General features: G+C 66.4%; 23 protein-coding genes. 13 read left to right on the forward strand and 10 right to left on the reverse strand.

The features are described from left to right. Positions 1 to 44: 44 nt before the first annotated feature. The gene (locus HV765_RS02210) at positions 45 to 971 is read left to right on the forward strand and encodes a sulfurtransferase (RefSeq protein WP_175168621.1); all 927 of its coding nucleotides are present in this window, start codon (positions 45 to 47) and stop codon (positions 969 to 971) included. 1 nt (position 972) lies between these two features. Further along, entirely contained in the window at positions 973 to 2160 is a 1188-nt protein-coding gene (locus HV765_RS02215; RefSeq protein WP_254600406.1) for a YeeE/YedE family protein, read from the forward strand. Here HV765_RS02215 and HV765_RS02220 read toward each other — a convergent pair. The 6 genes from HV765_RS02220 to HV765_RS02245 form a co-directional block, all read right to left on the reverse strand. After that, complete coding sequence (locus HV765_RS02220) at positions 2153 to 2641, reverse strand: GlcG/HbpS family heme-binding protein (RefSeq protein WP_054423339.1); 489 nt, start codon at positions 2639 to 2641, stop codon at positions 2153 to 2155. The two genes, HV765_RS02215 and HV765_RS02220, sit on opposite strands and share 8 nt — an antisense overlap. A 115-nt stretch (positions 2642 to 2756) precedes the next feature. Continuing rightward, positions 2757 to 3386 (reverse strand): response regulator transcription factor, encoded by a 630-nt coding sequence (locus HV765_RS02225; protein WP_175168623.1) that lies wholly within the window; start codon positions 3384 to 3386, stop codon positions 2757 to 2759. Then, the gene (locus HV765_RS02230) at positions 3383 to 4819 is read right to left on the reverse strand and encodes a sensor histidine kinase (protein WP_175168624.1); all 1437 of its coding nucleotides are present in this window, start codon (positions 4817 to 4819) and stop codon (positions 3383 to 3385) included. The genes HV765_RS02225 and HV765_RS02230 overlap by 4 nt, the downstream gene beginning before the upstream one ends. A gap of 57 nt (positions 4820 to 4876) precedes the next feature. After that, a complete protein-coding gene (locus HV765_RS02235; RefSeq protein ID WP_175168625.1) occupies positions 4877 to 6064 on the reverse strand; it encodes an HPP family protein in 1188 nt (395 codons plus the stop codon). 103 nt (positions 6065 to 6167) lie between these two features. After that, on the reverse strand, positions 6168 to 6614 hold the full coding sequence (locus tag HV765_RS02240) for a MarR family winged helix-turn-helix transcriptional regulator (protein ID WP_175168626.1): 447 nt from the start codon (positions 6612 to 6614) through the stop codon (positions 6168 to 6170). 81 nt (positions 6615 to 6695) lie between these two features. Beyond that, on the reverse strand, positions 6696 to 7601 hold the full coding sequence (locus HV765_RS02245) for a LysR family transcriptional regulator (RefSeq protein WP_054422944.1): 906 nt from the start codon (positions 7599 to 7601) through the stop codon (positions 6696 to 6698). A gap of 156 nt (positions 7602 to 7757) precedes the next feature. Between HV765_RS02245 and argC the strand changes: the two genes are divergently transcribed. Beyond that, on the forward strand, positions 7758 to 8690 hold the full coding sequence (gene argC / locus HV765_RS02250) for an N-acetyl-gamma-glutamyl-phosphate reductase (RefSeq protein ID WP_175168627.1): 933 nt from the start codon (positions 7758 to 7760) through the stop codon (positions 8688 to 8690). Between the two features lie 76 nt (positions 8691 to 8766). On the opposite strand, the gene HV765_RS02255 is transcribed toward argC, so the two are convergent. Together HV765_RS02255 and HV765_RS02260 are read right to left on the reverse strand one after the other, a co-directional pair. Next, positions 8767 to 10869 carry a TerD family protein gene (locus HV765_RS02255; protein WP_175168628.1) on the reverse strand — a complete coding sequence of 701 codons (2103 nt, stop codon included), beginning with the start codon at positions 10867 to 10869 and terminating at the stop codon, positions 8767 to 8769. 118 nt (positions 10870 to 10987) lie between these two features. Next, the gene (locus HV765_RS02260; protein WP_175168629.1) at positions 10988 to 11872 is read right to left on the reverse strand and encodes a LysR family transcriptional regulator; all 885 of its coding nucleotides are present in this window, start codon (positions 11870 to 11872) and stop codon (positions 10988 to 10990) included. A 157-nt stretch (positions 11873 to 12029) separates the two neighbouring features. On the opposite strand from HV765_RS02260, the gene HV765_RS02265 reads away from it, so the two are divergent. The 4 genes from HV765_RS02265 to HV765_RS02280 are packed head-to-tail and all read left to right on the forward strand — an operon-like array spanning position 12030 to position 16558. Further along, complete coding sequence (locus HV765_RS02265) at positions 12030 to 13664, forward strand: ATP-dependent acyl-CoA ligase (RefSeq protein ID WP_175168630.1); 1635 nt, start codon at positions 12030 to 12032, stop codon at positions 13662 to 13664. A gap of 37 nt (positions 13665 to 13701) precedes the next feature. Then, positions 13702 to 15015 carry an MFS transporter gene (locus HV765_RS02270; RefSeq protein WP_054422957.1) on the forward strand — a complete coding sequence of 438 codons (1314 nt, stop codon included), beginning with the start codon at positions 13702 to 13704 and terminating at the stop codon, positions 15013 to 15015. Beyond that, on the forward strand, positions 15012 to 16172 hold the full coding sequence (locus HV765_RS02275) for a thiolase family protein (protein WP_175168631.1): 1161 nt from the start codon (positions 15012 to 15014) through the stop codon (positions 16170 to 16172). The genes HV765_RS02270 and HV765_RS02275 overlap by 4 nt, the downstream gene beginning before the upstream one ends. Next, positions 16169 to 16558, forward strand: a complete 390-nt coding sequence (locus HV765_RS02280; RefSeq protein WP_175168632.1) for a Zn-ribbon domain-containing OB-fold protein — start codon at positions 16169 to 16171, stop codon at positions 16556 to 16558. The genes HV765_RS02275 and HV765_RS02280 overlap by 4 nt, the downstream gene beginning before the upstream one ends. A gap of 82 nt (positions 16559 to 16640) precedes the next feature. Here the strand turns inward: HV765_RS02280 and HV765_RS02285 are convergent, their stop codons facing one another. Then, positions 16641 to 17471, reverse strand: coding sequence for a TlpA disulfide reductase family protein (locus HV765_RS02285; RefSeq protein ID WP_175168633.1), 831 nt, complete (start codon positions 17469 to 17471; stop codon positions 16641 to 16643). Beyond that, positions 17468 to 17905, reverse strand: a complete 438-nt coding sequence (locus tag HV765_RS02290; protein ID WP_175168634.1) for a hypothetical protein — start codon at positions 17903 to 17905, stop codon at positions 17468 to 17470. Before HV765_RS02290 ends, HV765_RS02285 begins: the two co-directional genes overlap by 4 nt. A gap of 168 nt (positions 17906 to 18073) precedes the next feature. Between HV765_RS02290 and HV765_RS02295 the strand changes: the two genes are divergently transcribed. The 6 genes from HV765_RS02295 to HV765_RS02320 all read left to right on the forward strand — a co-directional run bounded on the left by HV765_RS02295 (position 18074) and on the right by HV765_RS02320 (position 23734). Then, positions 18074 to 18856, forward strand: a complete 783-nt coding sequence (locus HV765_RS02295) for an amino acid ABC transporter substrate-binding protein (protein WP_054422967.1) — start codon at positions 18074 to 18076, stop codon at positions 18854 to 18856. A gap of 20 nt (positions 18857 to 18876) precedes the next feature. Then, entirely contained in the window at positions 18877 to 19530 is a 654-nt protein-coding gene (locus HV765_RS02300; RefSeq protein ID WP_054422969.1) for an amino acid ABC transporter permease, read from the forward strand. Positions 19531 to 19645: 115 nt separating this feature from the next. Then, positions 19646 to 20398, forward strand: coding sequence for an amino acid ABC transporter ATP-binding protein (locus HV765_RS02305; RefSeq protein WP_175169471.1), 753 nt, complete (start codon positions 19646 to 19648; stop codon positions 20396 to 20398). Between the two features lie 122 nt (positions 20399 to 20520). After that, the gene (locus HV765_RS02310; protein WP_175168635.1) at positions 20521 to 21138 is read left to right on the forward strand and encodes an ABC transporter ATP-binding protein; all 618 of its coding nucleotides are present in this window, start codon (positions 20521 to 20523) and stop codon (positions 21136 to 21138) included. Continuing rightward, positions 21129 to 21929 carry an ABC transporter permease gene (locus HV765_RS02315; protein WP_175168636.1) on the forward strand — a complete coding sequence of 267 codons (801 nt, stop codon included), beginning with the start codon at positions 21129 to 21131 and terminating at the stop codon, positions 21927 to 21929. Before HV765_RS02310 ends, HV765_RS02315 begins: the two co-directional genes overlap by 10 nt. A 212-nt stretch (positions 21930 to 22141) precedes the next feature. Then, positions 22142 to 23734 (forward strand): ArnT family glycosyltransferase, encoded by a 1593-nt coding sequence (locus tag HV765_RS02320; protein WP_175168637.1) that lies wholly within the window; start codon positions 22142 to 22144, stop codon positions 23732 to 23734. The last annotated feature ends 140 nt before the right edge of the window (positions 23735 to 23874 follow it).

A 23874-nucleotide genomic window follows, 5' to 3' on the forward strand; every position in this document is an offset into this window, starting at 1 on the left:
TCCGGTTTGAACGGCGCATCAGCCGCCGCAAACAGGAGAATCCGATGTCCCTACGCAAGATGCTCGCCGGCGCGGTCGCCATGCTGGCCACCTTTGCCGCCGTGCCGGCGGCGGCGCAACACGCCAAATTTCTGGTCACGACAGAGTGGCTGGAAAAGAACTTGAACGATCCCAAGGTGCGCGTCGTAGAGGTCAGCGTGAACCCGGGCCTGTTCGAACGCGGCCACATCCCGGGCGCGGCCAATGTGAACTGGCATACCGATCTGGTCGATACCGTGAACCGCGACATCGCGCCGCCCAAGCAATTCCAGGCGCTGCTGGCGCGCTCCGGCATCAATGCCGACACCACCACCGTGCTGTACGGCGACAACAACAATTGGTTCGCTGCCTGGGGCGCGTGGATTTTTGATATCTACGGCATCGACAACGTGAAGATTCTGGATGGCGGCCGCAAGAAGTGGGAAGCCGAAGGGCGGCCGCTGGCCAATAGCGCGAAGATTCAGCCGGCTGGCACGGCGCAGATCAAGACGCCTAACGCGGCACTGCGCGCGCATCTGCAAGACGTGCTGGCTGTGGCGCGCAAGGAAAAGCAGGGCGTGCTGGTCGATATCCGGTCGGCGGATGAATACAACGGCAAGATCTTCGCGCCCAATGGTGTGCCGGAACTGGCCGTACGCGCGGGCCACGTGCCGGGCGCGGTCAACGTCACGTGGAGCAAGCTGGTGGCGGATGACGGCACCTTCAAGCCGGCAGACGAACTCAAGGCCATCTACCAGGCGGCCGGCGTGGACGGCAGCCAGCCCATCATCACGTATTGCCGCATTGGCGAACGGTCGAGCCATTCGTGGTTTGCGCTGAAGAAACTGCTGGGCTATGACGTGCGCAACTACGACGGCTCGTGGACGGAATACGGCAACAGCGTCGGCTCGCCCATCACGAACCCCGCCGGCACTGTGTGGGGCAAGACCTGACGTGACGACGTTGCGCTATGGGTCGACCGCCGCCGTGCTGGCGGCCGTTGTTGCGGCAGCGTGGCTGCTGGCGCCCCTGCCTGATGGCGGGCGCAGCCTGGCCTTGTCCGTGCTGCTGGGGGCGGCGTTTGGCATTGTGCTGCAACGCTCGCGTTTCTGTTTCTACTGCATTGCCCGCGACTTCATCGACAAGAAGGAAACCGCCGGCATGTTCGCCGTGTTGCTGGCGCTGGGCGTGGGCATGCTGGGGTATCACGCGGTGTTCGGCGCGTTTCTGCCGATTCCGTCGGCAGACCGCCTGCCGCCCGGCGCGCACATTGGGCCGGTCAGCGTGGCGCTGGTGGCGGGCGCGTTCGTCTTCGGGATTGGCATGCGGGTGTCGGGCTCGTGCATCAGCGCGCATTTCTACCGGCTGGGCGAAGGGGCGCTGGCCTCGCCCTTTGCGCTGTTGGGCGCGGGCGTGGGTTTTGTGCTGGGCTTTGCAACCTGGAACGCGCTGTACCTGGCGGTGATTCAGCAGGCGCCTGTCGTCTGGCTGCCGCAGCAATTGGGGTATGGCGGCACGGTGCTGTTGCAGGGCGCGGTGCTGCTGGCGCTGGCGTGGGCGGTGGTTCGTCGTGGCGGCGCGCAGACGGCGTTGCCACAGCGGGCGGTATCGCCTTGGCATGCGGTCTTGCACGAGCGCTGGCCGCCTGCGGTGGGGGGCATTCTGGTCGGGGCAATCGGGGTGATGGCGTACTTGCGGATTGCGCCGCTGGGCGTGACAGCGGAACTTGGCAGCGTGGCGCGCACGCTGGCTCAGCGTGCGGGCGGATTGCCCGATCGGCTCGAAGGCCTGGATACGTTTGCGGGGTGCGCCACGGCGGTCAAGCACGTGCTGCTGTCGAACAACGGTGCGTTCGTGCTGGCGTTGGTAGCGGGCGCGTGGGCGGCGGCCTTGGCGGCGGGCGCATTCCGGCCGCGGCTGCCCTCGCTGAAAGACGTGCTGCGTAACTTCGCGGGCGGCGTCTTGATGGGCTGGGGGGGCATGACGGCGCTAGGGTGCACCGTGGGCACGCTGCTGTCCGGCGTGATGGCCGGCGCGTTGTCGGGCTGGGTGTTTGGCGCCGCCTGCTTTGCGGGGATCTGGGCGGCGCTGCGGGTGGTGAGAGCCCCCGCCGCTGCCAGCCCCCAACCGCGTCTTACTTGAACAGGGCGGCGTTCTCTTCCAGCACCGTGTCGGCGCACTGGGCGTCCAGGTTGCCGCCCGGGGCGCCGGCCACGCCGATCGCGCCGATGACATTGGCGCCGGCCTTGACCGGCACGCCGCCGCCCAGCAGCAGGAAGCCCGGGATGTCGGTCAGGTTGGCCGCGCCCGGATTCTTTTGCGCGTTTTCCATCATGGCAAGCGTCGGGGTCTTGGCGGACACGGCGGTGAAGGCCTTGGCGCGGCTGGCTTCGATGGTGTGCGGGCCGGCGTTGTCGGCGCGGGCAAAGGCCTTGAGCAGACCGGCGCGGTCAACGACGGACGCGCTGACGTTGTAGCCCTTGGCCTGGCAGGCGGCGACGGTGGCGGTGGCGAGCTTTTGCGCGTCAGCCATCGACAGATTGCTTTCGTTCAGCACGGCGGCGTTGGCGGCGCCGGCAAACGCCAGCGTAGACATCAGGGTGGCGAGCGTGATCCGGTTCATGGTCTGCATCCTAGTTTTTGAAGGGGTTCGGTAGGAGCAGTCAGTGTGGCCAAAACGCGCCGCGGGCGGTATACGCCCGATTACGCCCAAACCTCCGTAGGGATACGGAGGCGATCTAATCCAGCAACGTCGCGTACTGGCGGATCAATTGCGCCAGGGAATCCGCTTCCAGCTTCGCAAAGACATTCGCCCGATACGTTTCCACCGTGCGCGGCGATAAATCAAATTCGCGCGCGATTTCCTTGTTGCTCATGCCTTGCACGATGCGTTCCAACACCTCGTGTTCACGGCCGGATAAACGCGCCAGCCGCTCGGTGGCGGCCTGCGTCACGGCCAGCCGTTCGCGGCTGGCGATGTGGGTGCGCACGGCCGCTTGCACGGCGTCCAGGAACACATCGTCGTCCACCGGCTTTTGCAGGAATTCCATGGCGCCGCCCTTGAAGGCGCGGCGGCACAGGTCCACGTTGGCATGGCCGGTCAGCATGACGACAGGCAGGTCGGACTGATCGGCCAGACGGGTCAGCACGTCCAGCCCGCTGATGCCGGGCATGCGGATGTCGAGCACGACACAGCCGATGGCGCTGGGCGTCAACTGCGCCAGAAAGGCCAGCGGGTCGCCAAAGCCCGCGCTGCGCAACCCCACGCTACGCAGCAGCAGGGCAAGGCCGTCGCGCACGGCGTCGTCGTCATCCACCAGATAGACCAGGGGCGAATGTTCCAGCGTGCGGAGATCTTGAGCGGTCATGCGGGGGCTCCCGAGCGCGGCAGGCTCACGGTAAAGCAGGCGCCCGATGGGCTGATATTGCGGACGGCGATGCGGCCGTCCATGGAGCCGGCCAGCGTCTCGCACAGCGCCAGCCCCAGGCCCATGCCGTGCGGGCGCGTGGTGTAGAACGGCGCGAATAGCTTGGGCAGGGCGTCGGGCGGGATGCCGGGGCCGGTGTCGGTGACGGTGAACAGATAGTCGCCGCCTTGCGCGTGGCCTTCCAGCCGGATGTGACGCGGGCCGTCGCTGGCCGCCACCGCATCCGCCGCGTTCTGCACCAGGTTGTGCAAAATCTGCTCCAGCGCCACACGGTCGCCCAGCGGACGCGCGCCGGGGCTGGTGTTGTGCCAGCTCAGGCGGATGCCCTGACGGGCCAGTTCCGGTTCGCGCAGAAAGCGCAGCGATGCCACCAGCGCATCCGGGTCCAGCGCTTCCCGGCGGGCCGGCGAGCTGGGTTGGACGAGTGCGCGCATGCGGCTGATGATGTCGGCCGCGCGCTTGGCCTGTTCGGCGCTGGCCAAGAGCGCATGGCGCACGGCGGGGCGTTCTTCCTCGTCGTCCAGCAGGCGTTCGGCGGCGCGCGTATGCGCCAAGATGGCGGTCAGCGGCTGGTTCAATTCATGTGCGATGCCGGCCGCCATTTCGCCCAGCGTGCTCAGGCGCGCCATGGCGGCCAGGCGCACCTGTTCCTGTTGCCGGCGCGCGTCGGCGTGCGACCGCTGCCAGGCGGCGGCGCCCGCCACCAGCAAGGCGCTGGCCACGGCCCACAGCAGCCACGCGGTCCATGGCCAGAAGCCAGGCGTCAGCGTGCGCGTGCTGCGCATCGGGAAGGGCTGGCTGGCCGCACCCAGCGGCTTTTGCAGCGTCATCGTCAGGCCAAAAGCGTCGGCAGGCTGCTTGTCCAATAGCGTCAACGGGGTTTGATCCACGGTCAGCGTCAGGTTGGCCAGCCCCGGCGGAAAGTCGGCGGCGGGGACCAGTTGGCGGGCGTCCACCAGCAGGCTCCAGCTGGACGGCGCGATCAGCCAGTAGTGCGCGGCGTCCACGGGCAGCGTCACCGGCCGGCCCAGTTGGCGGGCTCGGTCCAGCGCGGCGGACAGGCCCGGCGGCTGGGCCAGGCTGCCTGCCCACGCGCCATCGGCCAGATAGCCCAGCCCCTGCAACTGCGGCATCGCGGGATGCAAGCTGGGGTACAGGCGTTCGGGGGTGGGCGGGTGCGACAGCGCCGCCAGCGTGGCCAGCACGGCTTCATGCTGCACGGTCTTCTGGCTCAGCATGCGTTGGGCCACGCTGGTGCTCTGGAAGAAACGGTCGTACTGGTCGACGTATTCCTGACGGGCGATCCAGACGGCGCCCAGGCAGAACAGGGCCAGCCAACAGAGGAGGGCGCGGGGGCGCGATAAGGGATTCACGCGTGAAATTATGCCTTGCGGCCGCCGCGGACCGGAATCCGTAGGGCTACGGAGGAATCAGGCGGCACGCCGGGTAGGGTGCGGCTTGGAGCGTGGGTTGGCTTCTTTGTTGGCGTCCGTGTCGGCGCCGGACTGCGAACTTGCCGACACCGCCATCTGGTAAAGCGCCGCCACCAGATCCGACTGCGTGACCAGGCCGTGCAAGCCGCGTGCCGCGTCCAGCACTGGCACACAATGCAAGCTGTCCGACATGGGCCGCGCCAGCTCGATCACGGGCAGGCCCGGCGTGGCGAAGGGGACTTCGCTGCGCATGCAGTCGGCCACCAGCAGGTCGGGCGCGGGGGCGCCATCCAACGTCTTGGCCGCCAGCCGGCCTTTGCGCGCCAGCACATCGCCCTGGGCCACCATGCCGGCATACCGGCCCGCGGCATCCAGCACGGGCAGCGCTTGCAGGCGGTGCTTGTCGAACAGGCGGATGGCGTAATCCAGCGGGTCTTGTTCGTGTACGGTGACCACATCGCGCGACATGACGTCCGCACAGGTCACGTCACCAAAACGCCGCAGGCTGGCGCGCAGTTCGGCGGCCAGCACGATGTCTTCCAGGTCTTCCTTGCTGATGTCCAATAGTTCGCCGCGTTGGGCCAGGGCCTCGTCCAGATCGGCGCGGCTGAAGCCCAGGCGGGCGCTGGGGGCGGCGTCGCGCGTGTGGTGGCCGGGCGCGGGGTCGGCGTGGCGGCGCGGATAGTTGCGGCGCAGCGCGCCGTTGAATGCCACGGCAATGCACAGCAGGATCAGGGAGTTCAGCCCCACGGGCCACAGCGCGAAACCGTAACCCAGGCTGGCCACGGACGGGCCGCCTAGCACCGCCGTCAACGCCACCGCCCCGCCGGGCGGATGCAGGCAGCGCAGGCTGAACATGGCGCCGATGGCCAGGGCCGCCGCCGCAGCAGCCGCCACACCCGGTTCGGGAATCATCTGTGCGCAGAACACGCCAACCAGCGCTGACACCAGATTGCCCGCCATGATGGACCAGGGCTGGGCCAAGGGGCTGGCGGGGGCGGCGAACAGCAGCACGGCAGACGCGCCCATCGGCGCGATAAACCAGGGGTTTGCGCCGCCCAGCGCATGGCGGCCGACCCATTCCGTGCAGAACAATCCGACCAGCGCACCCAATACGCCAAAGAGCTTTTCGCGCCCATTGACGCCTACCGGCGCTGGCGCGAACGAGCTCAGCCAGCGCTTCATTGCCACACCCAAAACGGTCTCCTCGCGTGCTTGAAATATGTCGCGGGACGACAATTTATCACGCGGCAGCTGACGGCCAGCTATCGGCGGACGGGCCCAGGCGTCAGGCTGCGTCGCCGTCAATGCGGGCCAGCAAGCGGCCCAGCAGCGGGCGCATGGCGCGCAATTCTTCCAGATGCGAGGCCGACAGGCCTTCCAGCACGCGTTCGGCTTTTGGGGTCAGCACGACCTCAACGCGGCGGCCGTCTTCGGCGTCGTCCTCGCGGCTGACGAGTTCAAGGCGGGCCAGCCGGCCGACCAGCTCGGCCGCGGTGTGGGGACGGATCAGCAGGCGTTCGGCAATTTCGCCCACATACAGGCCGCGCCGGCCAGGCGGATGCTTGCGTGTGCCTTTGATCGCCAGCAGGGTCTGATGCTGTTGGGGCGTTAGATCGAACTCGGCCGCCGCGCCCTCGCTGAAGGCGGCGAAGGTGCGCAGTGCGTATCGGAAGTCGGCCAGCAGTTCGTAGTCCGCAGGCGACAAAGTGGTGGGGGACGGATCATTGTTCACCCGGCGATTCTAATAGATCATCGGCGCGGCGTGGCCTGTCCGTTTGTCCTACTTCTTGTTGGCGGGTTGCCAGGTTTTGGCCTAAGACGCCGCCGCCGCGCCGCTTGCCGCGCGCAGGTCCCACAACACATCCAGCACATGCTGCGTGGCGCGTTCGACCTTTTCGGCACGGTGCGCGATGCCCAACGGACGCCACAACGCCGGCCGCAGGGGGCGCATGATGATGCGCGGGTCGGCCTGCGGCGCGGTGGTTTCGTGTGGCAGCAGGGTCGCGCCGTAACCCGCCGCCACCAAGCTTTTGATGGCGTCGTTGTAGTTCAGCTGGATGCGGGCACGCGGGTTCAGCCCGGCGCTGGCGAACCATTCGCCGGTTTGGCGCGACAGGCGGGTGGTGGCGTCGTTCAGGATGAGCGGGCGCGCCGCGAGCCAGGCGGGCGTGACGCGTGCGGGCGCGGGCCAGCCAGCGGGCAGAAAGGCCATGACCGGGTCACGCCGCCAGGGTTTGATCAGCAAGCCATCAATGGGCGGTTGCGGCAGGGCCACCAGCCCCACGTCCAGCGTGCCGTCGTTTAAGCGCTGCAACGTTTCCTGGGACGTCAGCACCGCCACCTGCACGTCAATACCCGCATGGCGCTGGCCCAACGTTTCCAGCGCCTGCGGCAGCAGATGGGCAATGGCGCCGGTGGATGCGCCCAAGCGCACGCGTCCGGACAAGCCCTGCACCTGCCGCTGCACGTCGTCCAACGCCTGATCGGCTTCAGCCAGGAGCCGGCGCGCGCGCTCCAGCAGCGTGTCGCCAATGGTGGTGGGCCGGACCTGGCCGCGCTTGCGCGTCAGCAGCGGTGCGCCGATGCGCGCTTCCAGGTCGGCCACATGCAGGCTGACGGTGGGCGGCGCCAGATGCAAGGCGCGCGCGGCGTCCGCGAACGAACCCAGGTCGGCAATGGCGACCAGCGTGCGCAGGCGATCAAGGCTGATTTCACGCATGGTGGTGTCGTTCATAAAAGATGAAGTTGACGGTCATGATATTCGACTTTTCTTATGTTGAGCGCAGGCCGATGATACCGGCTGGCTTCTCTGATTTCCTTTCCTTTTTCCCTTTCCTTTTTCCTTTACCCCATCCCTTACGCGACGGAGCACGTCATGACGCACCCCCTGGTTTTTATCGACGGCGACCAAGGCACGACCGGCCTGCAAATTCACGAGCGGCTGCACGGCCGGCCCGATTTGCAGCTGCTGACGCTGCCCGATGCCGAGCGCAAAGACCCGCAGCGCCGCGCCCAGGCGATCAACGCCTGCGACGTGGCCATTCTGTGTTTGCCCGACGAACCCGCACGCCAGGCGGCGGCATCGGTGGTGAACCCGGCGGTGCGCGTCATCGACGCCAGCTCGGCGCATCGCACCACGCCGGGCTGGGTGTACGGCTTTCCGGAAATGAGCGCGGGGCAGGCCGAGCGCATCGCCCACGCCAAGCGCGTCAGCAACCCCGGCTGCTACCCGACGGGCGCCATCGCCTTGCTGCGTCCCTTGATTCAGGCGGGTCTGGTGCCGGCGGATTATCCGGCGGTGGTGCACGCGGTGTCGGGCTATTCGGGCGGCGGCCGCGCCAGCGTGGACGCCTACGAAGGCGCGGGCGGCGTGCAAGGTCCGGCGTTTCAGCTGTATGGCTTGGGCCTTGCGCACAAGCACACGCCGGAAATCGAAGCGCAGGCCGGGCTGACGCAACGCCCCGTGTTCGTGCCGGCCTACGGCGCGTTCCGGCAGGGCATTGTGCTGACGATTCCGCTGCACCTGCGTTTGCTGCCGTCGGGCGTCACCAGCCAGCAATTGCACGATTGCCTGCAACAGCACTATGCAGGCACGACGCATGTGCAGGTGGTGGGCCGGCAGGAAGCCGCCGAGCAGTCGCACCTGGACCCGCAGGCGCTGAACGGCACCAACGATTTGCGGCTGGCGGTGTATGGCAATGAGCAGCACGGCCAGGTGTTGCTGACGGCCGTGTTCGACAACCTGGGCAAGGGCGCGTCGGGTGCGGCCGTTCAGAATCTGGATTTGATGCTGGCCGCGATGGGGTAGATCGAGCCGCAACGCCGCGATGCGTCATGCATCGCGGCAGGCTCCGTTCAAGCACAGGCGGTTGGCACGCGCGCCGCTACAGAAACTCGGCGCGTATCCGGTCGGTATCAAACGGCGTGATGCCGTCGCGCACGCCAAACACCGTCTGCGCGGCATCGGCGTTGTCGACCTGCCGCCCTCGTGCTTCGGCATGCAGCGTAAACAGCGTGTGCAGATCCGGCTGCACGCGCGACAGCAGCGCGCGCAGCATCAGCGACACGCCCGACAGGTTGTTCGCCACATTATTCAGACGGGGTTGCGCACGCAGCGCCACGTCCATCCAGCGCATGCGCTGGTCTTGCAAATCCAGCGCCAAAGGCAGGCAGATCAGCGTGTTGGAGGCCAGGTCTACGCGGTCCATCACCGTGCGCGGCTCGAACGGTTCGCCGGAATTTGCGTCTTCACGCGCCATCCATCCGGCAAAGCATTCCGGCAGATCGCAATAGGGTTGCAGCGTGTAGCTGTTCAGAATCATCACCACAAAGCGCACGCCGCGTTCGCGCAAACGGGCGAGATCCAGGTCGATGAATTCCGCTGCGCCTTGGGGCGCATCCACGATGTCGCCGCTGTGATACGCGCCATAGCTTTGCAGCCGGTAATAGGTCAGCGCGTCGACGAAGTTGCAGTCGGCATCGAACAGCGCGGCGGATAAATCCACGTCGGCGCGGCCGCTACCGTTCATCCACCATAGAAACAGGCGCACGACGGCGGCGTCCGGCAGCGGCAGGCTGCTGCCGCGCCCCAGCGTGCGCAGGCTGCGCGATGCCGAGCGCTGGGAAAACGGCGCCGTGTGGTCGCGCAACGCGGGGTCAACATAGCAGTCGCCCAGCGGCGGCAGCGCGGCAAAGCGCGTCAGTAAGGCGGTCTTGCAAAGACGAGCCACTGCATCGGCGACGCCCGCGGGCAACGGCGCGCGCGTGTCGCCCGCCGCAAACAGCTTGGCCACATCGCCCTTGGGATAGAAGACGCGCAGTGCGGCCGGCGCATCGCGGTGTTGCGCATGCGTGTACAGCTGCAACAGCACGGGCGTTGCCACTTGGTCTACGACGCGCGCAAAGCCGGCCAACACGGGCGCGGGGTCGGCGGCAGAACGCAGCAAGTGATCCAGCCGGCGGGCGAATTCACCCGGCCGGCTTTCCAGGCGATGCGCGGCGCTGGCGCTTTGGCCGGATTCCAGCATCGCTTCGATGGCGCTGTTGAAGGTGGGGGCGGGCTTGCCGCTGCGCAGCAAGGCGAAGGCGGCGGCCGTGCGCGGATAGCGGCTGGCGAATTCGCCGGGGTGCAGATATTCGCCCAGGCGCTTCCAGCGTTCGGGCCAGCGCTGCATGTCTTCGGCCGCGTTCGGATGGCGTTCGATCAAGCCCAGCAGCTGCTTGCGGCGGGCGCGCGGCATGGACGCGAAGCGCGTGGGCAGGGCCAGTGATGCGTCGCCGCCTGCTATCGCCACCGCCAGCCGCAGCACGTCGGTGGCGGTGTCCAGCCGCTGTTGCAAGAAGGCGTCTGTGGCTGCGCCCGGCACATGTACCAGCAGGTTCGCGGCCAGATGCGCCAGGTTTTCCTTGAACGGAATGGCCTCGGGGATCAGCCGGAAAATGTTCGCGCGGTATTGCTTCACATACCAGGCCAGGTCCGTGCGGTCTTCTTCCGACAACGACGTGGCTGACGCCGCCAGCTGCGTGAAGATGGCCTCGCATTCTTCGGTGCTGCCCAGTTCAATGATGCGGGGCGTGCGGCCATGGAACAGCGGCGCACGCTCGGAGCCGTCGCCCGGCATGCGGCGCAGCGTCAGGTAATGGTGAACGGCGTCCAGATACCGCGTGGCGTCGTCCAGGTCTTGCACCTGCTTCGGAAAGTCCGGGTACAGCGGGCGGTGCGGCCGGTGCGCACCGGTCATCTGGCGCAGCGTCTTCAACAGCAGGCGCCCCGTTTGCGTGACGGCTGGCAGCGGCCATGTGGCCAGGCGCTGGATCACGGCGTCTGACATCACGTAGCCCAACTCTTCGGCTTGCGCCTGAATGGCGGCCAGCTCGACAGCGGTGACTTGGCCGTCTGCGCCAGTAGCGTCTTCGAGGTCAGCGCTTGCGCGCGGGATTTTGTCCAGAAGCAGGCAGCAGCGCCGCCGCAGATAGATGGGGTTCATGATGCAGCCCGAATGGAAAACGCCTGCCAGGGGCAGGCGCGGTGCGGAAAGCGGGAACCCTAGGTTTTCAGGGGTAGAAGGAAGGACTCCCATAGCCACGCGCGCACTTTATCACTATTCAGGTTGCGCTGCGGTCCGCCAAAGTGGCTTCAACCAAGCGGCGCAGCCACATCGTGCCCGGGTCGCTCTCAAAGCGCGCATGCCAATGCACGGTGACGCACAAGGGCGGCAATGTGATGGGCAGCGGGCGGATGTCGAACGCGTTGTCGCGGTTGAACCAGATGGCGGCGCGGTAGGGCAGCGTCACGGTCAGATCGGTGCGGCGCACGATTTCGGCGGCGGCCGAAAAGTGCGGCAGCGTCAGATAGGGCTGACGATGCAGGCCGGCTTCGCCCAGCACGTCGTCCAGCAGGCGGTGCGCGCTGGCGCGCGAGGCCACCAGAATATGGTCCAGGCGTTTGAACTGGCTGCGCGTCAGGCCGGCCGACAGCACCGGGTGCCCGCGCCGGCCCATGCACGCATAGCGCTCGCTGAAGAGATCGGCGTGACACGTGTGGCGGCCCAAGCCGGCCAGGTTGCCGATGGCCAGGTCCACTTCACCATCTTTCAACGCGTGCGGCAGATGCTCCAGCGCCACCTCCAGCACTTCAATCTGCAAGCGCGGGGCCAGGGCATGCACGCGTTCCATCAGCGGGGGCAGGAACACCATTTCACCAATGTCCGACATCGATAGCCGGAAGCGCCGCGTGCTGGTGGCCGGGTCGAATTGCTGGCGCAGGCTGACGGCTTCGGCAAAGCTGTTCATGCCGCGTTCGATAGGGTCGGCCAACGCAAACGCGACGGGCGTGGGCTGCATGCCGGTGGCCGTGCGCACAAAAAGCGGATCGTTGAATTGTTCGCGCAACCGGCCTAACGCGTAGCTGACGGCAGGCTGGGTCAGGTTCAGCCGCTGCGCCGCGCGCGTCACGCTGCGTTCATGCAGCACCGTCAGGAAAACCCGCATGAGATTCAGATCAAAGTCCACGCACGCCCTTGGTATCAGTCTGATTTATAAGATAAATAATACCCATAAATTTGACACATAAATAGTTGATTCCTAGACTAATTCCACAGAGTCGCGCGATGCCACGCAGCGGCCGAACCTCTGGGGAAGCGTTGTCATGCATGCGTTGACATTGCCGTCGTTATTGGTGGAGCAGGGCGCCCGCTTGGGCGATCGTCTGTGGGTTCAAGCGCCCGGTGGCGCGCTGCGTTTCGGCGACGCGCCGGCCCACGCCGCAAGCTGGGCCGCGCGTTTGGCGGCGGCAGGTGTTGCACGGGGCGACCGCGTGGGCCTCATGGCCGGCAACCGGCACGAATTCCTGTCCATCGTGTTGGGTTGCGGCTGGCTGGGCGCGGTGGTGGTGCCCATCAACACCGCGTCGCGCGGCATGCAGCTGCGGCACATCCTGGCCAATAGCGGCTGCGTGCTGCTGGTGGCGGACGCGGCGTCCTGTCCCGCGTTGGCGGCGCTTGCGTCCATGCCAGCCATGCAGGATGGCAATGACGACAAACACGCAACGCAACACGACGCGTTGGCGCTGCGCCAGATCTGGCTGCTGGACGAGGTGGCCGACGTGGCGGGATTGCCCGCGCCCGCGAGCGCGCCACCCGCGCCACCCGCGCAGCATGCCGCCGCCGCCCCGTTGCCTGCTGCGGCTGACATCGGCCCCGGCGACATGCTGGCCATCTTGTACACCTCAGGCACATCGGGCTTGTCCAAAGGCGTGTGCTGTCCGCACGCGCAGTTCTATTGGTGGGGCAAGATCGCCGCGCGCAATCTTGAAATCACCGACGCCGACGTGCTCTACACGAGCTTGCCGCTGTTCCACACCAATGCCTTGAACGCGTGCTTTCAGGCGCTGGTGACGGGGGCGTCCATCATCTGCGACGAACGCTTTTCCGCAAGCCGTTATTTCGACCGGCTGGAAGCCACAGGCGCCACCGTCACCTATCTGCTGGGCGCGATGGTGCCGATGCTGTTGGCGCATGAACCCGCCGCGTCCGAACGCCGGCATCGCACCCGCATCGCCTTGGCGCCCGGCGTGCCCGAGCGCTTTCACGCGGCCTTCACCGAGCGCACGGGCATCGCGCTGCTGGAAGGCTACGGCTCCACCGAAACCAACTTCGCGCTGGGCGGCACCTTGGCCCAGCAGCGGCCCGGCACGATGGGCCGCGTGGCGCCGGAGTTCGACGCCATCGTGGCTGACGAACACGACGCGCCCGTGCCGGATGGCGAGCCGGGTGAATTGCTGCTGCGCGCTACGCCGCCGTTTGCGGTTGCCACCGGCTACTTCGGCATGGATGACAAGACGGTCGAGGCCTGGCGCAACCTGTGGTTCCACACGGGCGACCGCGTGGTGCGCGACGCCGACGGCTACTTCCGTTTCCTGGACCGCATGAAAGACGCCATCCGCCGGCGCGGCGAGAACATTTCGTCGTACGAGGTGGAACAGGTGCTGCTGGCGCATCCGGCGGTGGCCGTGGTGGCGGTCTACGCCGTGCGCTCTGAATTGGCCGAAGACGAAGTCATGGCCGCGCTGGTCTACAAGCCCGGGCAAACCTTGACGCCCGCGGCCCTGCTTGATTTCTGCCAGCCCCGCATGCCGTATTTCGCCGTGCCGCGCTATCTGCGCGTGCTGGACGATCTGCCGCGCACCGAGAACGGCAAGGTTCGCAAGTTTCGCTTGCGCGAAGAAGGTATCACCGGCGACACCTGGGACCGGGACGCCGCCGGCTATCGCGTGGCGCGCTAACGCGCCATTGATCCATTCAAAAATCCAAGGGGCGGCAATGACGATGGCATACAAGGGGGCGGCGTTATCCGCCGCCGACGAAGCAAAAAGAAAGCGCACGCGGCGCGTGGTGACGGCCTCCGTCGCGGGCAACGCGATGGAGTGGTACGACTTCTTCATCTACGGCACGGCGGCGGCGCTGGTGTTTGGCGAGCTGTTCTTTCCCAAAGGCACCGACCCCTTGCTGGGCACGATGGGCGCCTTTGCCGGCTTTGCCGTGGGCTTTTTGGCGCGGCCCTTGGGCGGCGTGATCTTCGGTCACATCGGCGACCGCTATGGACGCAAGCTGGCATTGGAATGGACGCTGGGGCTGATGGGCGTGGCGACCTTCCTGATCGGCCTGCTGCCCACTTACGAGCAGATTGGGTTCTGGGCGCCGGTGGCGATGGTGGTGCTGCGCATTGTGCAAGGCGCGGCTGCGGGCGGGGAGTGGGGCGGCGGCGTGCTGCTGATCAGTGAAGCCGTGGGCGGCAAGCGGCGCGGCTACTTCTCGTCGTTCAGCCAGTTGGGCGTGGCGGGCGGCTTCGTGCTGTCGTCCGGCGTCTTCATGCTGGCGCAGCAATTGCCGCAAGATTCCTTCATGAGCTGGGGCTGGCGCCTGCCGTTCCTGCTGAGCGTGCTGATCTTTGGCGTAGGCCTGTATATCCGCAAGCACATCCCCGAAAGCGATGAGTTCGTGCAAGCCAAGAAGACGGCCAAGCGCGGCATGCCGGCGGTGGAAGTGTTCCGGCGCTATCCGCGTCAGGTGCTGACGGCGATGGGGCTGCGCGTGGCCGAGAACGGCGGCTCGTATATTTTTCTAGCCTTTGCGCTGGCCTATGGCAAGTTCCTGGGGATTCCCAACGACGTCATGCTGGGCGGGGTGCTGGCGTCGATGTTCATCGAGCTGGGCACGTTGGTGTGGTTCGGCCATTTGTCTGACCGCATCGGGCGGCGCGCCGTGTATCTGATTGGCTCGGTGGGCTTGGTGCTGGTGGCGTTTCCGTTCTTCTGGATGGTGCAGACGAAGGAGCCCCTGTGGATTTTCCTGGCCTTCTTCCTGGGCAACACCGTGTGCCACGCCGCCATGATCGGCACGCAACCTGCCTACTTTGCAGAGTTGTTCCCCGCCGAAGTCCGCTACACGGGGCTGGCGCTGGGGCATGAGCTGGCGTCGGTATTCGCAGGGGGCTTGTCGCCGCTGATCGCCATGGCGCTGCTGCGTGAATATGAATCGGCCACGCCGGTTGCGTGGTTCCTGGTGGGCATGGCGGCCATCACCGTCATCACTTTGCTGCTGACGCGCGAGCCGCCCCGGCAGGACACGGAATGACGGTGACGGTCAGCCCCAGCCCCGGCCCCGGCATCGTCAGCGTCGGTGAAACCCCCGCGTTGCGCCACCCGGATGCGTCGTGCTCCACGGCCGGCTTGATGGCGCAGGCGGTGGGCCAGGCCCTGCGCAGCGCCGGGCTCAGCACCGCGCATGTGGACGGCCTGGGTGTGGCGTCGTTCACGTTGCGGCCCGACCGCGCCATTGACCTGGCGTGGCAGCTGGGGCTGCGCCTGAACTGGTGCATGCAGGACGAGATGGGGGGCGCCAGCGCCATCAACCTGCTGCGTCAGGCGTGGCTGGCGCTTGCGGCCGGGCAGGCGGAGACCATTGTGCTGGTGTCAGGCGACCACTTCACCGGTGCGGATTTCGCCGGGCTGGTCCGCGGCTACAACCGTACCGCGCAAGACTACCTGAGCCCGCTGGGCTGCGAAGGGCCGAACCCCATGTTCGCCATGCTGACGCAGCGGCAGATGGCCGCAACGGGGCTGCGCCGCGAAGATTACGGCGCGCTATGCGTGGCGCAACGTCAGTGGGCGGCCGGCAACCCCAACGCGGCCTATCGCCAGCCGCTGACGCTGGCGCAATACCTGGACGCGCCCATCGTCGCGCCGCCCTTGAGCCGGCTGGACTGCGTGCCGGTGGTCAGTGGCGCCAGCGCCCTGGTGCTGCGCGCCCGCCCGCAAGGCGTGCACGTGCGGCTGGTGGCAAGCGAGGCCCGCTACAACCACGATCAGCAGGAAGGCGACGGCCTGGAAACCGGCATTGCCGCCTTCGCGCCCGCGCTATGGCGGGCGGCAGGCATGGGGCCAGACGAGATGGATGTGGTCAGCGTGTACGACGATTACCCGGCGATGGCGCTGGCGCAGCTATGCGACCTGGGCTTCGCCAGCGCGGGCGACTTGCCCGGCTTCATCGCCCGGCGTATCGCCACCCGCGACCTGCCCGTGAATACTGCGGGCGGCCAGTTGTCAGCAGGCCAGGCGGGAACGGCGGGCGGCATGCACGGGCTGGTCGAGGTGACCCGGCAGTTGTTGGGGCTGGCGGGCGACCGCCAGTTGCGCGGCGTGCGCCATGGCGTCGTCACCGGTTACGGCATGGTCCAGGTGCGTTACGGCATGTGCGCGAACGCGGCGGTGCTGACGCGGGAGGGCGCATGAGCCTGCTCATTGATCAATGCCGCGCTTGCGCGCACCGGTTCTATCCCTCGCGGCTATGGTGCCCGGCTTGCGGCCATGACCAGGTGCAGCCGGTGGCGGCAGACTATGCCGAGCTGCTGGCGTGGACCGTCATGCCGGCTAAAAAGGACGAGTCAAAAAGGGACGAGTCAGGAAGCGACAAGTCAGGAAACAACGAGTCAAAAGTCGGCGACCCGGACGACACCCTCGACCTCGTCGTCATCGCCACCGTGCGCGCCTTGCCCGATGGCCCCGTGCTGGTAGCGCGGCTGGAGGATGTGCCCACGCATATCGGCCAGCGTCTGCGGCTGTTCGGACGCAAGACGCAGGGGCGGGTGTTGCCGTGGGCATGGACGCTGCCTGGGTAAATGCCGTCAGGTGAGTGTCGTCAGGGTGAGTGCCGCTGCGGGTGGCGGCCGCTTGCGCGAAGACCGCTAGGGTGAAGCCCCCCTAGTCGCCGCTATCCGCCGCCCTTATCGATTCAAGCCGCTGCGCGAGCGACGCCGTGGACAATTCACCCACCCGCAAATCCACCAACCGGCCCTCAGCATCGAGGAACAAAGTGGCCGGCAAGCCCCGATTGCTGAACTTGCGCGACGCCTCGCCGGCCGGGTCGATCAGCACGTTGCGTAACGCGGGCGCGTGCTTGTCCAGAAACTGTGCCACGTCTTGCGCGGCTTCCGCCTGATTCAGAAACACGAAGTTGACGTCCGGATTGGCCGCCTGTGCCGCCGCGAAGGCCGGCATTTCCCGCCGGCACGGCGGGCACCAACTGGCCCACAAATTGATCACGGTGGGTTTGCCGTGAAAGGCCGACATCGTGGCGGGCGCCCCATCCATGTTGTTGACCGCCAGCGCGGCCAGTTCAGGTTGCGCCTGGGGCGTCGGGGCCAGCCAGCGCCCGCCGCCCAGCCACGCGGCGCTGGCCAACGCCAACGCACCCAACAAGGCCACGCGCGGTGCATGGCGCCGCAGAACGGCGATGGCGGCATACGCCCACGCGGCCGCGAGCCCCGCCAAGCCAATCCAGCCGCCGTCGCGCAAGTCCAGCATCTTGATCGGATCGGGCAGGTAGTGGTCGCGGTAGCGCCAGACAAAACTCAGGCGGGCGACCAGCAGGCCGATGATCAGCGCCCGCCACAAGACGGTGCTCAAGTGCGCGGTGCGATCGCGGTCGCGATTGAACAGCTTGGCCGCCAGCAGGCCGACCACCCCGGCGGCGATCAACAGCGCAAGTTCCGTAGGCAATACCAGGGGGCCGAGCCGAATGGCGGGCGTCATGCGTCCGCCGGGGCGTTGGCCGTCGTGGGCGGCGGAAAGCGGAAGCGGATTTGCAGGTTCGTCCCCGAGCCCGAAATGCGCAGGTCGTGGATACGCGCGCTGCCGGGCAGGGGCAGGGGGCCTTCAGCGGTGAAGCCGTGCCCGTCGATATCGTCCTGCAACGTGCGGCTATCGTGCCTTGATGAGGCATCCTTCGCCGGGTCGTCTGCCAATTCGTCTGCCAATTCGTCTGCCAATTCGTCTGCCAATTCGTCCGCCGATTCGGCCGCTGGTTCGTTGGCCAGTCTGGCAGCTTCGTGCGCCTGAAATAGCGCCGCGTAGGTCTCAAAATGCGGGGACGGGGAAAAACTCCCTTCCATCAGCACGCTGCCAGACGTGCGCACCTGCGCCACGCCAATGCGCTTGCCCCCGCCGTCCTTGATGTTGAATTCCATGCTCGGCTCCCGAATGAAGCGGACTAGCCTAGCATGCAGCGCGCCCCGCAGCGCCCCGCCACGCCGTCGCAACCGGCATGGTCCGGCAGTAACGCTAAAATGGCGGCTCGCGGCTGCCTGTCCAGCCTTTCCGGCATTCTTATTCTTGCGCCTGGCGCACCCATAACTATGAAAAAACTGACCGCTGTTCTCCTCGTGTCCGCTACTACGCTACTGACCGCTTGCGGCCCGAGCGACAACGCGACCACCGCCGGCGCGGCAGCTCCGAAGAAGGTCGTCGTGGGCCTGGATGACAACTTCCCGCCCATGGGTTTCCGTGACGCGAGCAACCAGATCGTCGGTTTTGACGTCGACATGGCCAAGGAAGCCAGCAAGCGCCTGGGCATGGAAGTGGAATTCAAGCCGATCGACTGGAGCGCCAAGGAAGCCGAACTCAACGGCAAGCGCGTCGACGTGCTCTGGAACGGCCTGACCATCACCGAAGAGCGCAAGAAGAACATCAGCTTCACCGCGCCGTACATGGCCAACCACCAGATCATCATCGTCGGCACGCAGTCGCCCGTGAAGGTCAAGAACGACCTGGCGGGCAAGGTGGTCGGCGCGCAGGATGGCAGCAGCGCCACCGACGCCATCGCCAAGGACCCGGTCGCCGCCCAGATCAAGGAAGTGAAGAAGTTCGGCGACAACGTCACCGCGCTGATGGATCTGGCCGCTGGCCGTCTGGACGCCATCGTCGTGGACGAAGTGGTGGGCCGTTACCTGATCAGCAAGCGCGCGGGCGAATACCGCGTGCTGGACGAGAACTTCGGCACCGAAGACTACGGCGTCGGCGTGCGCAAGGACGACGCCGAACTGCTGGGCAAGCTGGACAAGACGCTGGATTCGATGAAGCAGGACGGCACCGCCGGCCGCATCGCCACCCAGTGGTTTGGCGCGAACATCATCAAGTAAGCGGCGCGCGAACCCACTGAATGGACTACGTACTCTCTTTGCTGGGGCCCATGGCGGAAGGCGCGAAAGTGACCTTGACGCTGTTTTTCATCACCCTGGCCCTGGCGGTGCCTTTAGGGTTGGTGCTGGCCCTGGCGCGCATTTCGAAGTGGCCGCTGCTGAGCAGTCTGGTGAACGGCTATATCTGGCTCATGCGCGGCACGCCGCTCATGCTCCAGATGTTGTTCATCTATTTTGCGCTGCCGTTTGTGCCGGTCATTGGCGTGCGGCTGCCGGATTTTCCGGCGGCCGTGGTGGCGTTCGCGCTGAACTACGCGGCGTATTTCGCCGAGATCTTCCGGGCGGGTATTCAGTCGGTGGATCGTGGCCAGTACGAAGGCAGCAAGGTGCTGGGCATGACCTATCTGCAAACGCTGCGCCGCATCGTGCTGCCCCAGATGGTGCAGCGCGTGCTGCCGCCGATGAGCAACGAAACCATCACGCTGGTGAAGGACACGTCGCTGATCTACGTACTGGCGCTGAACGACATCCTGCGGACGGCGCGCGGCATCGTGCAGCGTGATTTCACGACCACGCCTTTCCTGGTCGCCGCCGCCTTCTATCTCCTGATGACGCTGGTTCTGACGTGGTTCTTCCAGCACATGGAAAAGCGCTATGCCAAATATGACCAGTAACCCGCAGGCAAGCGCCGACATGGCTTCTGAGCGACCCGGTATGGATCGCCCCGGTATGGACCGACCCGGTATGGACCGCCCCGGTACGGATCGCCCTGGTATGGACCGCCCCGTCATGATCCAGGCCAGCGGCATCATCAAATCGTTCGGCGCCAATCGCGTGCTGGACCAGGTGTCGCTGACCCTGGGGCAGGGCGAAGTGGTGGCGGTGATTGGCCCGTCGGGCTCGGGCAAAAGCACGTTCCTGCGCTGCCTGAATCACCTTGAGACCATCGACGAAGGCAGCATCGACGTCGAAGGCGAATCGATGGCGCGCGCGGTTCCGGGCGGGCGCAGCCAGTACGCCAGCGACGCCGAAGTGCGCCGCATCTGCCGCAAGATGGGCATGGTGTTTCAGTCGTTCAACCTGTTCCCGCACATGACGGTGTTGCAGAACATCATCGAAGCGCCGATCACGGTGAAGGGCATGACGAAGGCGCAGATCATCCCCAAGGCGGAAGAACTGCTGCGCAAGGTCGGCCTGCTGAACAAGCGCGACAACTATCCGACGCGCCTGTCTGGCGGCCAGAAGCAGCGCGTGGCGATTGCGCGCGCACTGGCGATGGAACCCGACATCATGCTGTTCGACGAGCCCACCTCGGCGCTTGACCCCGAACTGACGGGCGAAGTGCTGCGCACCATGAAGCAGTTGGCGGACGAACGCATGACCATGCTGGTCGTCACCCACGAAATGGGCTTTGCCCGCGAAGTGGCGCACCGCGTCATCTTCATGGACGACGGCCGCATTGTGGAAGAAGCCCCATCCGCTACATTCTTCAGCGCGCCGCAACACGCGCGCAGCCGGGAATTCCTGGCGCATATGCTTTAGGCCAAGCCAGGCCAAGTTAGCCAGGCCAGGCCAGGCCAGGCCAAGCCAAGCCAAGCCAAGCCAGGCCAAGCCAAGCCAAGCCGGGTGCGGGCCAGCCCCTCGCACCCTCTCCGGAGGTGGGCATGCACCCTGACAAGATTCCCGTCCTGCGGCTGCGCGGCGTGTACAGTCAGCGCCTTGCCCCCGTCAGCCTGGATCTATCCGCCGGCGAGTGCGGCGCGATTGTCGGCCCGTCCGGGTCGGGCAAGTCATTGCTGCTGCGCCAAGTGGCGGACCTGGACCCCGGCCATGGCGAGGTCGAGCTTGATGGCAAGCCACGTTCCGGCATGCGGGGCTACGAATGGCGGCGCCAGGTGGTGTATTGCCAGGCGGAAGCAGGGTGGTGGGACGATCACGTCGCACCCCATTTCCCTGACCGCACGCAGGCAGAAGCCCTGATGCAAACGCTGGGCGTGTCCCCTGAAAAGCTGGATGCCCTGGTGCACGAGCTATCCACCGGCGAGCGCCAGCGTCTGGGACTCGCGCGCGCGTTGGCGCAACAGCCACGCGTGCTGGTGCTGGATGAGCCCACGGCGGCGCTGGATCAGGCGGCCACCGCCCGCGTCGAAACCGCGTTGCAGCATTTCCTGGATGGCGGCGCGGCCATCCTGATGGTGACGCACAACCCGGAGCAGGCGAACCGGCTCGCGCGCCGGACCTGGCGCATGGCGCACGGCCAACTGGAGCCGCTATGGACGTGATCAAGCTGCAAGCGCTGGACCTTGTCATCGCCTCGCTGCTGGTGTTGCTGTGCGCGGCGATCTCGTTTGCGCTGCGGCTGAATTTGCAGCGCCAGGTGTTGTGGGCGGCGATCCGCACCGTCGTGCAATTGCTGCTGGTCGGCCATATTCTGCGCGTGGTGTTTGCGCATGCCACGCCCTGGCTGACGGCGCTGGTGGTGGCGGTGATGATGGCGCTGGCCGCGCGCGAAGTGGCGGCCCGCCCCAAGGCGCGGCTGGCCGGGCATGGCAATGGCTGGGTCGGCACGCTGGCAGTCGCGGCCACCACCTTGATCACGGCCATGTTCATTCTGAACACCGCGCTGCGCCCCGACCCCTGGTTCGACCCGCGCTACGCCATTGCGCTGGTGGGCATCGTGCTGGGCAGCGTGTTGAACGCCGCCAGTCTGGCGCTGGACGGCGTGCTGTCGGGCGTGCGCCGCGAAAAACTGGCGATCGAAGCGCGGTTGGCTCTAGGCGCCACCCCGCATCAGGCGTTTTCCACCCTGCTGCGCGAATCCGTCCGGCGCGGCATCGTGCCCAGCGTCAACCAGATGTCGGCGGCGGGCATCATCACCTTGCCCGGCATCATGACGGGTCAGATCATCGCCGGCATGGACCCTATCGACGCCGCCAAGTACCAGATTTTGCTGATGTTTCTGCTGTGCGGCGCAAGCGGCATGGCGGCCATGGCGGCGGCCTATGGCGCCATGCGCAGGCTGACGGACGAGCGTGGGCGCTTGCGTCTGGACCGCTTGTCGGCGCCGAAATAGGGGAGCCAGCACCGCTCCGGCGCCTTAATAAATCTAAGACCGTTGTAAGAAATTTCATGAGAACTCAACGCGGCCCTTTCCATAATGGGTGCCACGTTGTGTCTTTTTGAACGTTTCTTCCCTCGGACTTTCATGCCTTTTGTGTCTTGCTTGCCTCCAGTGCCCGGCCTCATGCGCCCGCCCAACGCCCCGCTGATGCAGGAGCGCCTTGCATGAGCGCCGTGCTAAGCCCCACTGCGCAGGCCTCTCGTAGCATTGCGGTTCAGACGTCCATTCCCGGCTGGCAGGTCCTGCTGGCGCTGGCCGTCTGGCTGGCCGCGTTGGCGTGGGCGCGCTGGCTGACCCTGCCCGACGAAGGCCGCTATGCCGGCGTGGCTTGGGAGATGTTGCGCAGCCAGTCGCCCATGGTGCCGCTGCTGGACGGGATGCCGTATTTTCACAAGCCGCCCTTGTATTACTGGCTGGCGCAAATCAGCTACGCCTTGTTTGGCGTGCATGAATTCAGTGCGCGCGTGCCGTCGCTGCTGGGCGCGTGGGGCGCGGGCGCGGGGCTGTATGCGTTCGTGTCGCGCTACCGCAATGTGGCGCAGGCGCGCTGGGCCGTCGTCATCCTGGGCCTTACTCCCTTGTTCTTCGGTGCGGCGCAGTTCGCGAATATGGACATGCTGGTCGCCAGCATGATCACGCTATGCGTGCTGGCCGCCGCAGACACCGCCTTGCGGCGCGGGGAAGGGCGCCCGTTTCGTGCGATGTCGTTGGCAACCGGTGTGCTGGCGGCCTTGGCCGTGCTGGCCAAGGGCCTGATTGGCCTGGCGTTGCCCGGCGCCATCGTGCTGGCCTGGCTGCTGCTGCGGCGCGACTGGCGCGGCATGCGCGCCTTGCTGTGGGTGCCGGCATTGCTGGCGTTCGCCGTGGTGGCCGTGCCGTGGTTCGCGTTGATGCAGATGAAGTTTCCGGGCTTCTACCATTACTTTTTCGTCTACCAGCACTTCGAGCGCTTTGCGCAAAGTGGCTTCAACAACGCGCAGCCGTTCTGGTTCTATGTGCCGATTGTGGTGGGCCTGGCCTTGCCGTGGTCGATCTGGGGGGCGGCAATTTTCACGCGCGGCTTCTGGCGTGACGCCGATCCGCACGGCTTGCGCCGGCTGATGGCGATCTGGATCACGGTGGTGGTGGTGTTCTTTTCCATCCCGCAATCGAAGTTGATTGGCTACGTGCTGCCGGTGTTTCCGCCGCTGGCGTTCCTGCTCAGTGAACGTATCGCGCCCGTCTGGGCGGCGGGCAAGCGGCGGGCCTTAAGCATTGCAATCGGCGTGGCGGTGGCTGTCTGTCTGGGGGCGATTGTGGCGGCGGCATCCAACCCGCGCGGCAGCGCCGGGCCGACCATGAAGGAACTGCGTGGTGAAATCCGGCCGCAAGATACGCAGGTCGCCCTGCATGCGTTGCCGTTTGATCTGGGGTTCTACACGCAGGCGTCTGAACCTGCCTGGATTGTGGATGACTGGCTGGACCCCGCCATTCCCACCCGCGACAACTGGCGCAAGGAACTGTATGACGCGGCCGAGTTCGACCCCGTCGTCGGCAAGCGCGTGCTGGTGCAAAACGGAGATTTGACCGCGCGGCTTTGCGCGTCCGCCGACGGCGCACGGTTTTGGATCTGGGGCCGGGACGATGACGCCGGGCGTTATCCCGCCATCAACGGCGTGGCGCCGCGTTTGCCGGGCGACAAGCGTGCGGTGTGGCGGCTGGATATCGACAACGCGTTCCGCCAACGGATGTGCGGGGGCCAAACACCGGCGCAGTAAGCGTGCAAGCCAGATTGCAGGCTGGATCGCAAGCCGGATCGAAGGCCAGATTGCAGGCCAGATTGCAGGCCAGATCGCAAGCCCAATAAAAAAGCCGGCAGCCCTTTGAAAGGCTGCCGGCTTTTTTGTGCTGGCGGCAA

The organism is Achromobacter kerstersii (genome assembly GCF_902859595.1).
Lineage (GTDB): Bacteria > Pseudomonadota > Gammaproteobacteria > Burkholderiales > Burkholderiaceae_B > Achromobacter > Achromobacter kerstersii.

Coding starts and splice junctions, on each gene's coding strand:
- HV765_RS02270 (WP_054422957.1), top strand. CDS start 13,702: ATGACGATGGCATACAAGGGGGCGGCGTTATCCGCCGCCGACGAAGCA.
- HV765_RS02300 (WP_054422969.1), top strand. CDS start 18,877: ATGGACTACGTACTCTCTTTGCTGGGGCCCATGGCGGAAGGCGCGAAA.
- HV765_RS02315 (WP_175168636.1), top strand. CDS start 21,129: ATGGACGTGATCAAGCTGCAAGCGCTGGACCTTGTCATCGCCTCGCTG.
- HV765_RS02305 (WP_175169471.1), top strand. CDS start 19,646: ATGATCCAGGCCAGCGGCATCATCAAATCGTTCGGCGCCAATCGCGTG.
- HV765_RS02260 (WP_175168629.1), bottom strand. CDS start 11,872: ATGCGGGTTTTCCTGACGGTGCTGCATGAACGCAGCGTGACGCGCGCG.
- HV765_RS02280 (WP_175168632.1), top strand. CDS start 16,169: ATGAGCCTGCTCATTGATCAATGCCGCGCTTGCGCGCACCGGTTCTAT.
- HV765_RS02235 (WP_175168625.1), bottom strand. CDS start 6,064: ATGAAGCGCTGGCTGAGCTCGTTCGCGCCAGCGCCGGTAGGCGTCAAT.
- HV765_RS02295 (WP_054422967.1), top strand. CDS start 18,074: ATGAAAAAACTGACCGCTGTTCTCCTCGTGTCCGCTACTACGCTACTG.
- HV765_RS02285 (WP_175168633.1), bottom strand. CDS start 17,471: ATGACGCCCGCCATTCGGCTCGGCCCCCTGGTATTGCCTACGGAACTT.
- argC (WP_175168627.1), top strand. CDS start 7,758: ATGACGCACCCCCTGGTTTTTATCGACGGCGACCAAGGCACGACCGGC.
- HV765_RS02210 (WP_175168621.1), top strand. CDS start 45: ATGTCCCTACGCAAGATGCTCGCCGGCGCGGTCGCCATGCTGGCCACC.
- HV765_RS02245 (WP_054422944.1), bottom strand. CDS start 7,601: ATGCGTGAAATCAGCCTTGATCGCCTGCGCACGCTGGTCGCCATTGCC.
- HV765_RS02265 (WP_175168630.1), top strand. CDS start 12,030: ATGCATGCGTTGACATTGCCGTCGTTATTGGTGGAGCAGGGCGCCCGC.
- HV765_RS02220 (WP_054423339.1), bottom strand. CDS start 2,641: ATGAACCGGATCACGCTCGCCACCCTGATGTCTACGCTGGCGTTTGCC.
- HV765_RS02275 (WP_175168631.1), top strand. CDS start 15,012: ATGACGGTGACGGTCAGCCCCAGCCCCGGCCCCGGCATCGTCAGCGTC.
- HV765_RS02255 (WP_175168628.1), bottom strand. CDS start 10,869: ATGAACCCCATCTATCTGCGGCGGCGCTGCTGCCTGCTTCTGGACAAA.
- HV765_RS02310 (WP_175168635.1), top strand. CDS start 20,521: ATGCACCCTGACAAGATTCCCGTCCTGCGGCTGCGCGGCGTGTACAGT.
- HV765_RS02225 (WP_175168623.1), bottom strand. CDS start 3,386: ATGACCGCTCAAGATCTCCGCACGCTGGAACATTCGCCCCTGGTCTAT.
- HV765_RS02290 (WP_175168634.1), bottom strand. CDS start 17,905: ATGGAATTCAACATCAAGGACGGCGGGGGCAAGCGCATTGGCGTGGCG.
- HV765_RS02320 (WP_175168637.1), top strand. CDS start 22,142: ATGAGCGCCGTGCTAAGCCCCACTGCGCAGGCCTCTCGTAGCATTGCG.